The organism is Schinkia acidoalkalinis, assembly GCF_054301215.1.
The window spans coordinates 616,494-631,120 of sequence record NZ_CP182573.1 but is presented as its reverse complement, the minus strand read 5'-3'; the positions used below and the strand labels follow the sequence as shown (position 1 = coordinate 631,120).

At 38.9% G+C, this 14,627-nt stretch carries 14 protein-coding genes; all 14 read left to right on the top strand.

Annotated features, from left to right (window positions below):
• Positions 1-24: 24 nt before the first annotated feature.
• The 14 genes from ACNQFZ_RS03210 to fliF all read left to right on the top strand — a co-directional run bounded on the left by ACNQFZ_RS03210 (position 25) and on the right by fliF (position 14,617).
• Complete coding sequence (locus ACNQFZ_RS03210) at positions 25-1,377, top strand: hypothetical protein (RefSeq protein WP_458413917.1); 1,353 nt, start codon at positions 25-27, stop codon at positions 1,375-1,377.
• Positions 1,374-1,661, top strand: coding sequence for a FlhB-like flagellar biosynthesis protein (locus ACNQFZ_RS03205; RefSeq protein WP_458413916.1), 288 nt, complete (start codon positions 1,374-1,376; stop codon positions 1,659-1,661). The genes ACNQFZ_RS03210 and ACNQFZ_RS03205 overlap by 4 nt, the downstream gene beginning before the upstream one ends.
• Positions 1,662-1,846: 185 nt before the next feature.
• Positions 1,847-3,007: an ADP-forming succinate--CoA ligase subunit beta gene (gene sucC / locus ACNQFZ_RS03200; RefSeq protein ID WP_458413915.1), complete on the top strand. Its 1,161-nt coding sequence runs from the start codon at positions 1,847-1,849 to the stop codon at positions 3,005-3,007.
• Between the two features lie 39 nt (positions 3,008-3,046).
• The gene (gene sucD, locus ACNQFZ_RS03195; protein WP_458413914.1) at positions 3,047-3,949 is read left to right on the top strand and encodes a succinate--CoA ligase subunit alpha; all 903 of its coding nucleotides are present in this window, start codon (positions 3,047-3,049) and stop codon (positions 3,947-3,949) included.
• A 133-nt stretch (positions 3,950-4,082) separates the two neighbouring features.
• Entirely contained in the window at positions 4,083-4,958 is an 876-nt protein-coding gene (gene dprA / locus ACNQFZ_RS03190) for a DNA-processing protein DprA (RefSeq protein ID WP_458413913.1), read from the top strand.
• A gap of 131 nt (positions 4,959-5,089) precedes the next feature.
• Positions 5,090-7,171: a type I DNA topoisomerase gene (gene topA / locus ACNQFZ_RS03185; protein ID WP_458413912.1), complete on the top strand. Its 2,082-nt coding sequence runs from the start codon at positions 5,090-5,092 to the stop codon at positions 7,169-7,171.
• 33 nt (positions 7,172-7,204) lie between these two features.
• On the top strand, positions 7,205-8,512 hold the full coding sequence (trmFO, locus tag ACNQFZ_RS03180; protein WP_458413911.1) for an FADH(2)-oxidizing methylenetetrahydrofolate--tRNA-(uracil(54)-C(5))-methyltransferase TrmFO: 1,308 nt from the start codon (positions 7,205-7,207) through the stop codon (positions 8,510-8,512).
• A 186-nt stretch (positions 8,513-8,698) separates the two neighbouring features.
• On the top strand, positions 8,699-9,244 hold the full coding sequence (gene hslV / locus ACNQFZ_RS03175; RefSeq protein WP_458413910.1) for an ATP-dependent protease subunit HslV: 546 nt from the start codon (positions 8,699-8,701) through the stop codon (positions 9,242-9,244).
• 17 nt (positions 9,245-9,261) lie between these two features.
• Positions 9,262-10,656, top strand: a complete 1,395-nt coding sequence (hslU, locus tag ACNQFZ_RS03170) for an HslU--HslV peptidase ATPase subunit (protein ID WP_458413909.1) — start codon at positions 9,262-9,264, stop codon at positions 10,654-10,656.
• Between the two features lie 31 nt (positions 10,657-10,687).
• Positions 10,688-11,467, top strand: coding sequence for a GTP-sensing pleiotropic transcriptional regulator CodY (gene codY / locus ACNQFZ_RS03165; protein WP_458413908.1), 780 nt, complete (start codon positions 10,688-10,690; stop codon positions 11,465-11,467).
• Between the two features lie 315 nt (positions 11,468-11,782).
• Positions 11,783-12,169 carry a flagellar basal body rod protein FlgB gene (gene flgB / locus ACNQFZ_RS03160; RefSeq protein ID WP_458413907.1) on the top strand — a complete coding sequence of 129 codons (387 nt, stop codon included), beginning with the start codon at positions 11,783-11,785 and terminating at the stop codon, positions 12,167-12,169.
• Positions 12,169-12,621 carry a flagellar basal body rod protein FlgC gene (gene flgC / locus ACNQFZ_RS03155; RefSeq protein WP_458413906.1) on the top strand — a complete coding sequence of 151 codons (453 nt, stop codon included), beginning with the start codon at positions 12,169-12,171 and terminating at the stop codon, positions 12,619-12,621. The genes flgB and flgC overlap by 1 nt, the downstream gene beginning before the upstream one ends.
• A gap of 17 nt (positions 12,622-12,638) precedes the next feature.
• A complete protein-coding gene (fliE, locus tag ACNQFZ_RS03150; protein WP_458413905.1) occupies positions 12,639-12,947 on the top strand; it encodes a flagellar hook-basal body complex protein FliE in 309 nt (102 codons plus the stop codon).
• Between the two features lie 83 nt (positions 12,948-13,030).
• Complete coding sequence (fliF, locus tag ACNQFZ_RS03145) at positions 13,031-14,617, top strand: flagellar basal-body MS-ring/collar protein FliF (protein ID WP_458413904.1); 1,587 nt, start codon at positions 13,031-13,033, stop codon at positions 14,615-14,617.
• The last annotated feature ends 10 nt before the right edge of the window (positions 14,618-14,627 follow it).

The following is a 14,627-nucleotide window of genomic DNA, read 5'->3' as shown; positions in this document are numbered from 1 at the left end:
AATAAGAAGAGGGGAGCATTCACGATGATTCATTTTAATAGCCTCCAATCATTATTCCCACAAGACCAAATGACAACGGCTAGGATGATTAATCTAAAAGTTGGGGATATTTTAAATGGACAGGTCTTAAAGCTGTTCTCTGACAATCTAGCTCTTGTTCAACTGGGCGGCATGAAGCTGAGTGCGAAACTAACAACTCCTCTCACGGAAAATACAAAGTACTGGTTTCAAGTTGTCGATAATAACTCGATCCTAGAGTTGAAGGTAATGGATGACGTACAGATGCTAAAAAAAGAAATAGGAAAAGGACAAGGACAAGACTCCTTTTCACTGCTCTTAAAAAAAATTGGGCTGGCGGGGACAGAGGGAAATAAAGAGTTGATTAGCATGTTTCTTACGGAAGACCTCCCTTTATCAAAAGAGGCCATAAAAGCGGCTTCAGAATGGGTAAGAGAAATAAATAAAGTGGACCTTCCAAAAGCACTTGCAGCCATCAAGCTTGCAATCAATAAGGTATTGCCTTTAACAGAGACTGTTTTCAAAAGCATGTTGGCATTACAAACGGATGAGCCTATGTCTGATCATCTTGTTAAAGTAAGCGAGGCGATTAAAACGATTAGCCATCCTTCAGATACAATTACGCAGCTTCAAAAGATACTAGGGCAACTAACCGGTCAAACAGCTGATCATGAATTACTAGACACATTCAGTAAACCTACCGTTAATTGGAATAATGAAAAAGAGGTTTTAAAAACAATAAAACAGCTTGTCCATCATATGGGGCTCGAATATGAGGTGGATATTAGTCTTTTAGAAAAGGATCCATCGATTGAAAGTAAACTCTTCGCTTTAAAACCATTGTTAATTAAGGCGGCAGCAGAATCAAGTAATCCGCTCTTAAACGTAAAAATTGAGGAGCTATTGTCTAGGATAACAGGGCTTCAACTTATGAATACAGAACAAGCAGGGCAACTCCAACAAGTATTCTTACAGCTTCCGATTATTCTTGGCCCTAAAGCCACTGATTTGCTTGTACAATGGACTGGTAAAAGACGAATAACGGGTCAAATTGACCCAGACTTCTGTCGTATTTTGTTTTATTTAGAACTAGAACAGTTACGGGAAACATTAGTAGATGTTCATGTTCAGAAGAGAATTGTGACCATCCAAATCTATAATGACACACCTTGCTTAGATATTATAGTGAAAAAATTTAGAACATTGTTAAAAGACAAATTAGAAGGGCTGCATTATCATTTATCCGGCATCGTTGTTTCACCTCAGGACCGGAATGTTGTGGATAAAATGGAACATTTTTCAATGAAAACAAACTCCGTCTTTCCATCATCGATGAATGGGGTGGATGTGAAAATATGAGAAATGATCGTTTGAAAAAGAAAGAAGCAGTTGCGCTTTCTTATGATAGTGCAAAGGATTATGCCCCGAAAGTTGTAGCTAAAGGCAAGGGCGACGTAGCTGAAAGGATTTTAGAAAAAGCAAAAGAATTCGATATCCCGATTCAAGAAGACCCTACTTTAGTGGAGTTGTTGGGGCGGCTTGAAATGAACCAAACAATTCCCGAGGAGTTATATAAAATAGTCGCTGAAATTTTTGCTTTTATCTATCGTATTGACAAATCGGTGAAAAATAGTGAAGAATAAGACAGTCTGATAAGTTATATTGTCAAAATAAATCAACCGATGTCATTTCTTGTAAATAAAAATAATTTAAAAGTTCTTTACAAAATTGTGTAGAAATATAGACACTGGATAGGTAACTGCTATACAATATAACAGGTAGACAAGTTTTGTCCAAATTGTGTACATAAGAGATAGGAGGATGGATAATGAATATCCACGAGTATCAAGGTAAAGAAATCCTCAGACAATACGGGGTTGCTGTTCCAACTGGAAAAGTTGCCTTTACAGTTGAGGAAGCTGTTGAAGCAGCAAAATCTTTAGACAGCAATGTATGGGTTGTCAAAGCACAAATTCATGCAGGCGGACGTGGTAAAGCTGGTGGCGTAAAAGTTGCTAAGAGCCTAGAAGAAGTTGAAAAATATGCAAAAGAAATTTTAGGCAAAACACTTGTTACGCACCAAACAGGTCCAGAAGGAAAAGAAGTAAAACGTCTACTTATTGAAGAAGGCTGCGATATTAAGAAAGAATATTATGTTGGACTTGTATTAGACCGTGCGACATCTCGCGTCGTTTTGATGGCATCTGAAGAAGGTGGTACAGAAATCGAAGAGGTTGCAGCAAAAACTCCTGAAAAGATTTTCAAAGAAGAAGTTGACCCAGCGATAGGATTACAGGCATTCCAAGCACGTCGCTTAGCTTATAAAATTAATATTCCAAATGAATTGATCAATAAAGCTGTAGGGTTCATGATGGGATTATATAATGCCTACATCGAAAAGGATTGCTCTATTGCTGAAATTAATCCACTTGTAGTGACTGGTGATGGACAAGTTATGGCCTTAGATGCAAAGTTAAACTTTGACTCCAATGCGCTATACCGTCATGCTGATGTAATGGAATACCGTGACTTAGAAGAAGAAGATCCAAAAGAGATTGAAGCTTCAAAATATGATTTAAGCTATATCGCACTGGATGGAAATATCGGCTGTATGGTAAATGGTGCAGGACTAGCGATGTCTACAATGGATATTATTAAACATTATGGCGGTGACCCCGCTAACTTCCTTGATGTTGGGGGCGGTGCAACTGCTGAAAAAGTTACAGAAGCATTTAAAATTATCCTTTCAGATCCAAAAGTTAAGGGTATTTTTGTAAATATCTTTGGCGGAATCATGAAATGTGACGTTATTGCAACTGGTGTTGTTGAGGCAGCAAAGCAAGTAGGTTTATCAGTACCTCTTGTTGTCCGTCTTGAAGGAACAAATGTTGATTTAGGTAAGAAAATTCTTGCTGAATCAGACATCGAAATTGTTGCAGCAGAGTCAATGGCTGATGGCGCGCAAAAAATCGTTTCATTGGTTGGTTAATTAAAGAGCGGAACTGGATTAAAGAAAGGAGAAATTGATGTGGGTGTATTTGTAAATAAAGATACAAAAGTTATTGTCCAAGGGATTACTGGTAAAACTGCCCGTTTCCATACACAACAAATGTTAGAATACGGTACTAAAATCGTTGGAGGAACATCTCCAGGTAAAGGTGGTACAGAGGTAGAAGGTGTACCAGTATTTAATACAGTTGAAGAGGCTGTGAAGGCTACTGGCGCTAATGCATCTGTAATTTACGTAGCTGCACCATTTGCTGCTGATGCTATTATGGAGGCAGTGGATGCAGAATTAGATCTTGCTATTTGTATTACAGAACATATTCCTGTACTAGATATGGTGAAAGTTAAACGTTATATGGAAGGCAAGAAAACACGTCTTGTGGGACCAAACTGTCCAGGCGTTATTACAGCAGATGAGTGTAAAATCGGTATCATGCCTGGTTACATCCATAAAAAAGGCCATGTTGGCGTTGTTTCCCGCTCAGGTACTTTAACATACGAAGCGGTTCATCAATTAACGCAAGCAGGTGTTGGTCAAACTTCTGCTGTTGGTATTGGCGGCGACCCTGTAAATGGTACAAACTTCATCGATGTGTTGAAGGCATTCAATGAAGATGAAGACACTTTAGCTGTTATTATGATTGGTGAAATCGGTGGAAATGCTGAAGAAGAAGCAGCCGAGTGGGTTAAAGCGAATATGACAAAACCTGTTGTAGGCTTTATCGGCGGTCGCACTGCACCTCCAGGAAAACGCATGGGACATGCTGGTGCGATTATTTCCGGCGGCAAGGGTACAGCAGATGAAAAAATTAGAGTAATGAATGAGTGCGGCATCAAAGTTGCGGAAACACCTTCCGTAATGGGTGAAACATTAATCTCTGTTTTAAAAGAAAAAGGCTTATACGAGAAGTGTAAGAACCTATAGAGAAAAGCGGAAGCGACCGTTTAGCGAAGTTTACTATTCGCTGGGAGCTAGAGCTAGACAATTATATTTAATGACGAGACAGGGGGCTGACACGAATTTGTGGCAGTCCCTTCTTAAAAATTGGAGGTTAACGATGGACGAAGGGAAAAAAAGATTAATCCATATCCACAGTTGCAAAGGCGTTGGTTGGAAAACAATCTATAAATTTCTCCAATTTGATTCATCTCTTCAAACGATTTTCACTTTACAGGTGCATCATTTCATTTCTCTTTTTCAAATGACTGAAAAAAATGCAACATTATTTTATACAGAATTGCAGTCGAAAACGACGCAGGAAGTTCTTGAAGCTTTGGAGCAGGATCAGATTCAACTACTAACCATCTTTGATTACGAATATCCTGCCTATTTAAAGCAGATTTTCGATCCCCCATGGGTTTTATACTTGAAAGGTAAGAAATCCCTCTTAGAAAGCCGCCTGATAAGTGTAGTTGGCACACGGAATCCTTCTCCATATGGCTACTCCGCAATGAAGATGATTTTGCCACAGTTAATTGGAGAAAAATGGACAATCGTCAGCGGTCTTGCGATTGGTATTGACACGGCTGCACATCGGATTGCAATCAATGAAAAGGGCAATACCATAGCGGTTTTAGGCTCAGGAATAAACTACATCTACCCTACCACTAATCAAAGCCTCGCTACAGAAATGGCTGAAAAACAATTACTTTTATCAGAATTTCCACCAAATCGTAAGCCAGAAAAATGGCATTTTCCTTTAAGAAATAGAATTATTAGCGGTTTATCAGGAGGAACATTAATTATTGAAGCGAAAGAACGAAGCGGGTCATTAATTACTGCAGAACAAGCGTTAGAACAAGGAAGGGAGGTTTTTGCGGTACCTGGCTCAATTTTCGACCCGAACAGTCGCGGTACAAACCGATTGATTCAACAAGGCGCAAAATTAGTTTTAACTGCAAGTGATATTATAGAAGAATTCCATCTTTGCTGAAAAAGTTTTCACCCATCATGTTAAAAAATATACATTTAAATGGATAAAATATGAAATGATGTTTGACAAATGTATAAAAAGTATTTAATAATAATGAAGATTTTATTTTTACCTCGCTAGGGGGGATTTGGATGGCAGATTATTTAGTAATTGTTGAATCACCAGCAAAAGCGAAGACAATCGAGCGCTATCTTGGACGCAAATATAAAGTAAAAGCATCCATGGGCCATGTTCGTGACTTGCCAAAAAGCCAAACGGGCGTTGATATAGATCGTCAATATGAACCGAAGTATATTACCATTCGTGGGAAGGGCCCTGTTTTAAAAGAATTAAAGGCTGCTGCGAAAAAAGCGAAGAAAGTATTTCTCGCAGCTGACCCGGATCGTGAAGGGGAAGCGATTGCTTGGCATCTAGCCCATACACTTAACATTGACGAGAATTCCGAGTGCCGTGTTGTCTTTAATGAGATCACAAAGGATGCCATTAAAGATGCTTTTAAACATCCTAGATCTATCAATAAGGATTTAGTAAACTCACAGCAGGCTAGAAGAATTTTGGATCGCCTTGTTGGCTATAATATTAGTCCTATTTTGTGGAAAAAGGTAAAGAAAGGATTAAGTGCAGGGCGTGTACAATCTGTTGCAGTCCGCTTAATTATTGACCGTGAAAAGGAAATTACACAATTCATCCCAGAGGAGTATTGGTCAATTAACGGAATTTTTGACATAAAAGGCCAAACGTTTGAAGCGAACTTCTATGGAATGGATAGTACGAGGCAAGATTTAAATAATGAAGAAGAAGTGAAAAATGTTTTAAATCGAATCAAAGGTAATCAGTTCACCGTTGAATCGGTAAAAAAACGCGAAAGAAAACGCAACCCAGCTGCTCCCTTTACAACATCTTCACTGCAACAGGAGGCAGCTAGGAAATTAAACTTTCGCGCGAAAAAAACGATGATGATTGCGCAGCAACTCTATGAAGGGATCGATTTAGGGAAGGAAGAGGGAACCGTCGGTCTGATTACTTATATGAGAACGGATTCGACGCGTATCTCGGAGACAGCCCAAACAGAAGCTGCCCAATATATAGAGGCTGAATTTGGTAAGGATTATACAGCATCATCAGAGAAAAAGCCTGAGAAGAAGGCAGTAAACGCCCAAGATGCACACGAAGGGGTACGACCTACTTCGACATTCCGAACACCAAATAGCTTGAAAAATGTGTTAAGCCGTGATCAATTAAGGCTTTATCGGTTAATTTGGGAACGCTTTGTCGCTAGTCAAATGGCTCCGGCTGTCATGGATACGATGACGGTGGACCTCGTGAATGAAGGGGTCATTTTCCGTGCAAATGGTTCCAAGGTTAAATTTCCTGGCTTTATGAAAGTATATATTGAAGGAAATGATGATAATACAAGTGACGAGGATAAATTGTTACCTGATATCGAGGAAGGGATGCTTGTTACCACAACGGAGATTGATCCGAAGCAGCATTTTACACAACCACCGCCACGGTATACCGAAGCAAGACTGGTCAAAACATTAGAAGAGCTCGGGATTGGCAGACCGTCAACCTTTGCTCCAACTTTGGACACTATTCAAAAGCGGGGCTATGTCGCTCTTGAAAATAAGCGCTTTATACCGACTGAGCTAGGAACAATCGTACATGAATTAATGGTAGAATTTTTCCCGGAGATATTGGATTTGGAATTTACCGCAAAAATGGAAACGAGCCTCGACCTAATTGAAGAAGGGCAAATAAATTGGGTGGAAATTATTGATGGATTTTACCAAAGCTTTGAAAAACGTCTAAAAGTGGCCGAGAAAGAAATGCAGGCAGTTGAAATAAAGGATGAGCCTGCAGGTGAGGACTGTGAGCTTTGCGGGAATCCAATGGTCTACAAAATGGGGCGCTTTGGCAAGTTTATGGCCTGCTCTAATTTTCCTGATTGTCGTAATACAAAAGCCATTGTCAAGGATATCGGTGTAAAATGCCCAAGCTGTAAAGAAGGCAATATTATAGAAAGAAAAAGTAAGAAAAAACGGATTTTTTATGGTTGCGACAGATACCCAGAGTGTGACTTTTTATCATGGGATAAACCATTAGCACGTCCTTGCCCAAAATGTAACGGTTTATTAGTTGAAAAGAAAGCGAAGCAAGGTATGCAAGTGCAATGTACGAATTGTGACTATAAAGAGGAACCACAACAATAACAATGAGTTTACGTAACAATGGAGGGTTCGAGATTGACTCAAGATTTTATAACTGTAATCGGAGCAGGACTTGCTGGTAGTGAAGCCGCTTGGCAAGCAGCCAACCGTGGTGTCAAAGTCCATCTATATGAAATGAGGCCTGTTAAGCAAACGCCTGCCCACCATACAGATAAATTTGCCGAACTGGTTTGCAGCAATTCCCTAAGAGCGAACACATTAACAAATGCTGTAGGTGTGTTAAAAGAAGAAATGCGCCGGCTGAATTCAATTATTATCAGTTCTGCAGATGAATGTGCTGTCCCTGCTGGGGGAGCATTGGCCGTCGATCGTCATGAATTTGCCGACAGGGTGACTAATAAATTAAAAAGTCATCCTAATGTTACTGTCTTTCATGAAGAGGTGGCGAAAATACCAGATGGTGTTACTGTAATAGCTTCAGGTCCGCTAACATCGGCAGCATTAGCAGAAGGGATAAAGGAACTGACGGGGGAAGATTATTTTTATTTTTATGATGCAGCTGCCCCTATCATTGAAAAAGACACCATCAATATGGAAAAGGCTTATATAAAATCAAGGTATGATAAGGGTGAAGCCGCATACATCAACTGTCCGATGACGGAGGAAGAATTTAATGTTTTTTATGATGCCTTGATTAATGCAGAAACTGCACCGATAAAAGAATTTGAAAAAGAAATTTTCTTCGAAGGCTGCATGCCGATTGAAGTGATGGCAAATAGAGGGAAAAAGACGCTTCTTTTTGGCCCGTTAAAGCCGGTTGGATTAGAAGATCCACGCACTGGTAAAAGGCCGTTTGCTGTAGTCCAACTTAGACAAGATGATGCAGCAGGGACTTTATATAACATAGTCGGTTTTCAAACCCATTTAAAATGGGGAGCACAAAAGGAAGTTTTTCGCTTAATTCCCGGCTTGGAAAACGCGGAAATTGTCCGTTACGGTGTCATGCACCGTAATACCTTTATTAATTCGCCCAACCTGCTTAGACCTACATACCAATTAAGAAGTGATGAGCAAAAGTTTTTTGCTGGACAGATGACTGGTGTTGAAGGATATGTTGAATCTGCAGCATCAGGGTTAGTAGCGGGCTTAAATGCGGCCAAATTGTTTCATGGAGAAGATACGATTACGTTCCCTGTAGAAACAGCCATTGGTAGCATGGCAAATTACATAACGACTGCAATCGCGAAAAGCTTTCAGCCAATGAATGCCAATTTCGGATTATTTCCGCCGCTTCCTCAAAAAATAAGGGGCAAACAAGAAAGAAATGAGAAGCATGCTGAGCGGTCATTGGAGTCGATTCAGAATTTTGTGAATTCTTTATGAAAAGTTTGCAATTTACTATTATAATATGGTAAGATTTATAAGGCAAAAGGGGCTATTTCCATTAATGAATTTATTTAGCAGCAAGGTATTGAAGTATTTGCTGCTGTTTTCCATGCTTGTCTAACTATTATATCGAAAAATTATAATGACGGGGACGACTCTTAAATATTAAAATGGAGGGCTTTTATGGGTTCATCATTTCATGCAACGACGATATTTGCGATTCACCATAATGGGAAATGTGCGATGGCAGGAGATGGTCAGGTCACGTTTGGCAATGCAGTTATTATGAAGCATTCTGCACGTAAGGTTCGTAAACTTTATAATGGAAAAGTCATAGCAGGATTCGCCGGCTCAGTTGCTGATGCCTTTACTTTGTTTGAAAAATTTGAAGGACGACTAGAAGAATACAATGGTAATCTTCAGCGTGCGGCTGTTGAACTAGCAAAGGAATGGCGTAGTGATAAAGTGCTCAGGCAATTGGAGGCAATGCTAATTGTCATGAATGAGGATTATTTATTACTTATATCCGGAACAGGTGAAGTCATTGAACCAGATGATGGGATCCTTGCAATCGGCTCTGGTGGAAACTACGCTTTATCAGCAGGAAGGGCTTTAAAGAGATATGCAGGTGAACATTTGACTGCTAAAGAGATTGCAAAATCTGCTTTAGAAATTGCCGGTGAAATTTGTGTTTATACAAATGACCATATCATCGTGGAAGAACTTTAAAGCGGGAGGAATCAAGGATGAAAAAGGATTTAACTCCACGTCAAATAGTTGAACGTCTTGATCAATTTATCGTAGGGCAGGATAAGGCGAAACGTGCGGTTGCTGTTGCTCTTCGGAATCGCTATCGTCGAAGGCTTCTAGATGACAAACTTCGTGATGAAATTACCCCTAAAAATATTTTAATGATAGGGCCAACAGGTGTTGGTAAGACGGAAATTGCCAGAAGACTTGCGAAATTAGTCGGAGCGCCGTTTATAAAGGTTGAAGCAACGAAGTTTACAGAAGTTGGTTATGTAGGTAGAGATGTGGAATCAATGGTTCGTGATCTTGTAGAAACTTCGATTCGCCTTGTAAAAGAGGAGAAAATGCAAAGTGTTCGCACAAAAGCGGAGGAAAATGCCAACAAACGGATTGTTGAATTGTTAGTTCCTACTAAAGAGAACAAAACACAATATCGGAATCCGTTGGAAATATTTTTTGGCGGACAAAATCAGAATCAGGATTCTGATCAAGAGCCCAATGAAGATGGAAATATTGCGCAGAGAAGAAAGCAGACGGCTCACAAATTAGCGCTTGGTGAATTAGAAGATTATCTTGTCACTGTCGAGATAGAGGAGCAGCAGACGTCTATGTTCGACCTATTGCAAGGTTCCGGCATGGAGCAAATGGGTATGAATATGCAGGATGCGCTTGGCTCCTTAATGCCAAAAAAGAAGAAGAAACGTAGGCTTACAGTAAGCGAAGCTAGAAAAGTATTAACACAGGATGAAGCAAATAAATTGATTGATATGGATGAAGTAACAGGCGAAGCCGTTTCAAAGGCAGAACAAATGGGAATGATTTTTATCGATGAAATTGATAAAATTGCCGGTAAAAACCAAAATTCCGCAGATGTTTCAAGAGAAGGAGTGCAGCGAGACATTTTGCCAATAGTGGAAGGATCGACAGTGGTAACAAAATATGGTCCCGTAAAAACAGACCACATTTTATTCGTGGCCGCTGGTGCTTTTCATATGGCAAAGCCATCTGATTTAATACCAGAGCTGCAGGGCCGTTTCCCAATCCGAGTTGAACTTACAAGTTTGTCAGTTGATGACTTTGTTCGTATCCTAACGGAGCCAAACAATGCTCTTTTAAAACAATATGAAGCTTTATTACAGACAGAAGGTATAAAACTTGAATTTTCTGACGATGCTATTCGTAAGATTGCGACAATTGCGTACGATGTGAACCAAGAGACAGATAATATTGGGGCACGAAGACTCCATACAATTCTAGAGCGGCTGTTAGAGGATTTATCTTTTGAGGCCTCAGATATTACTTTAGAAAAAGTGATGATTACACCAGAATATGTAGAAGAAAAACTAAGTACAATCGCAAGAAATAAAGATTTAAGCCAATATATCTTGTAATTATTTGTGTTCGAATTTAGGAGGATTTAAAATGAAGTTACTTGATAAAACAAGACAAATTAATGCAATGCTACAAAAAGTAGGGGGAAAACCGGTAAACTTTAAAGAAATGGCAGAAACATTATGTGATGTCATTGAAGCAAATGTTTACGTTGTAAGCAGACGCGGTAAATTATTAGGTTTCGCTATTAAACAACAAATTGAAAATGAACGAATGAAAATGATGTTAGAAGAAAGACAGTTTCCAACGGAATATACAAATAATTTATTTAATGTTACGGAAACGTCTGCTAACCTTGGTATTAATAGCGAATACACTGCTTTTCCTGTAGAAAACAGCGATATTTTCCAATCAGGTTTAACGACTATTGTTCCTATTAATGGCGGTGGTGAGCGTTTAGGTACATTGATCCTTGCCAGAGTTCAAGAGGTCTTTTCTGATGACGACCTTATTTTAGCTGAATATGGAGCGACGGTTGTTGGAATGGAAATTCTTCGTGAAAAAGCGGAAGAAATTGAAGAAGAGGCAAGAAGTAAAGCTGTTGTACAAATGGCAATTAGTTCACTTTCCTATAGTGAGTTGGAAGCGATTGAGCACATCTTTGACGAACTTGAAGGTAATGAAGGCTTGCTTGTTGCAAGTAAAATTGCCGACCGGGTTGGAATTACCCGCTCAGTAATCGTCAATGCTTTGAGAAAATTAGAAAGTGCTGGTGTCATTGAATCGCGCTCTCTAGGAATGAAGGGAACTTATATTAAAGTATTAAACGATAAATTCCTAGTTGAGTTATCAAAATTAAAAACTAATTAATTAAAAATCAAAAGCTGCCCTATTGAAACTGGTTATTGCTGGTTCTAATAGGGCAGCTTTTTTTATATCCAAATAATACCTATAATAGAGTAATTTGCGACCAAAGCATTATATTAGAAAAATAGGTCGATTATCCCAATTATATATATATTTGTCGACATTTTGATTTTTTTGTTATCTTTTGTAGGCAAATGATTTATAATAAATTCTAAATTGTGTTTATTAAATTCCCTGGTTCGCTTCTTAAGCATGGGAACATTTTCTTAATTCTTTTGCGCTAATCGAGTAGTAAAATGATTGAGTGGGGGATGTACTATGAAACTATTTTCAAATTCAATACAGCAATTAGAAAATGCTTTGGCCTATTCATCGCTAAAACAAAAAGTGATTTCAAATAATATCGCTAATGTTGATACCCCTAACTATAAGGCTCAGGAAGTAAGTTTTAAAACTGAATTGGATCGAGCGACATTGAAAGCAGAGCGGTTGGATGAAAGACATTTGGAATTTAAGCGTGGAAGTTCTGCTAGTGCCGTTACCACTAACGCCACTACCTCCTATAACCATAATGGAAATAATGTGGATATTGATAAAGAAATGGCAGAGATGGCTGAAAACCAAATTTACTATAATGTTTTGGTAGACAGAATGAATGGTAAGTTTAATTCATTGAAAGAGGCATTAAAAGGGGGTAATTCATAATGCGAGTCTTTAATGGAATGAACACATCAGCTTCTGCTTTGACAGCACAGCGCTTCCGTATGGATGTAATTTCATCGAATATGGCCAATGCTGAAACAACACGGGCGAATTTTGTGAATGGACAATGGCAGCCATATCGTAGAAAAATGGTAGAATTTGAAGCGGCTGGACCTTCGTTCAACAGTTACTTAAATAAGGCAATGAAAGATTCAAAAACACCAGGTCAAGGTGTTAAGGTTGGAGCTGTCGTGGAAGATCAGACACCATTTACGCTTGTTTATAATCCTGATCATCCGGATGCAAATGCAGATGGGTATGTAGCAATGCCTAATGTTGATCCTCTTAAGGAAATGATTGATTTGATGAGCGCAACAAGATCATATGAAGCGAACGTGACAGCTTTTAATGCAACGAAGGGGATGTTGATGAAAGCTTTGGAGATTGGAAAGTAGGTAGGAGGTAATTCAATTTGGAACGAATTTCACCCTTTTCGTTAAATGAGTCTATTAATAGGCTAGCTAACCAAAAGCAGACAAAGGTGACTGTGGCTGAGGCCAATAAAAAATTTTCTAGTGCCTTAAGTAATGCCATTGATGAACTTAATAAATCACAAATAGAATCGGATCAAACAACCGAAAAATTTATAAAAGGTGAAATCACTGATATACATGACGTGATGATTGCTGCACAAAAGGCAAGCATCACGTTGCAAGCGACAATAGAAGTCCGCAATAAAGTGATCGATGCCTATAAAGAAGTTATGAGAATGCAAGTTTAATTCATCTTAACCACATCAATAGAGTTTTGCACCTTAGATTTATATACAGAAAAGATTAATAGAGGAATACGCTGGGGGCCACTATGAACGAGAAGCTAATAAACTTCAAAAATAAAATCATAAATCTTTGGAATGCGAAAACCAAAAAACAAAAGATTATGCTTGGCGGTTCTGCAGTTTCCATCATTGTGCTGATCGTTCTCGTTTCAATTTTTGCTTCAAGACCGAATCTAGTCCCTCTGTATAGCAATTTATCGCCCGAAGAAACTGGGCAAATAAAAGCTACATTAGATTCAAAAGGAATTCAATCAGAAATCACGGATGGAGGCACGTCAATCAAGGTGCCTAAAGATTTGGTTGAATCACTTACCGTTGAACTGGCTGCTCAAGGAATACCTGATAGTGGGGAGATTTATTTTTCCTCCTTTGGTGATAGTGGCTTTGGTATGACTCAAGAAGAATTTGAAATGAGAAAAAATGCCGCTGTGCAAAGTGAAGTAAAACGATTAATCAAGCGGTTTGAAGGGGTACAAGATGCGGAGGTCATGATATCACTGCCGGAAAAGAGTGTTTTTATTGGCGAAGACCAAGGAACTGCTTCGGCATCTATTGTCGTTTATCAAAAACCAGGCTATAAGTTTAAAGACGAACAGATTGAAGCTCTTTATCATCTAGTTTCCAAAAGTGTTTCTAACCTACCTATAGAGAATATCGTCATTACAAACCAATATTTTGAGCATTTAGACCCAAAAAATTTATTGGCATCCACTGATGGTAGCTCTGGCGCTAACTTCACTGCGCAATACGATATTCAAAAACAAGTGGAAAGAGATATCCAAAACCGCGTTCAACAAATGCTCGGTTTAATGATGGGTAGAGATAAAGTAATCGTGACGGTAACAGCCGATATTGATACGTCAAAGGTTAATACGAAAAGTGATATTGTAAAGCCGGTTGATGAAAAGAATATGAAGGGGATTGCCATTAGCGCTGAAAAAATTACCGAATCCTATAGTGGGAATGGAAATCCAGCTGCTGGAAACGTTGGTACAGGGCAAAATGCTATTCCAAATTATCCTGCACAGGGCAATGGACAAAATGGCGATTATGAAAACATTGAAGACCGCATTAATTATGATGTGACGAGAATTGCAGAAACTGTTGAAGGTTCTCCATATAAAGTAAAAGATTTAGGGATTCAAGTAGCTATTGATCCGACTGGTTTGGATGATCAAGCAAAGCAAACTTTGGGTACTGAGATCCAAAATATGCTAAATGGAATTATTAAAACAACCATTGATAATAAAGATCCTACATTGGACCTAGGTAAAAATATAAATGTTACATGGCAAGCATTTAATGGAATTGAGAAATTGCCAGAACCAACGATGATGGATTCACTGCGAGGTAATTTAGGAATGATTATCGCGGGTGTATTGGTCGTGCTCGCTATTATTCTAGCAATCTTTATGCTTCTTCGCCGCCGCAGAAACAAGGAAGCGATGGAGGATTTGACAATGATTCCAGAAGAGCCTTCAATCAATATTCCAGATGTTAATGAAGAACATGAAACCGAAGCTGCAGCCCGAAGAAAGCAGCTTGAAAAAATGGCAAAAGAAAAACCGGATGAATTCGCAAAACTATTACGCTCTTGGTTGGCTGAAGATTAGGGGAGGTTGC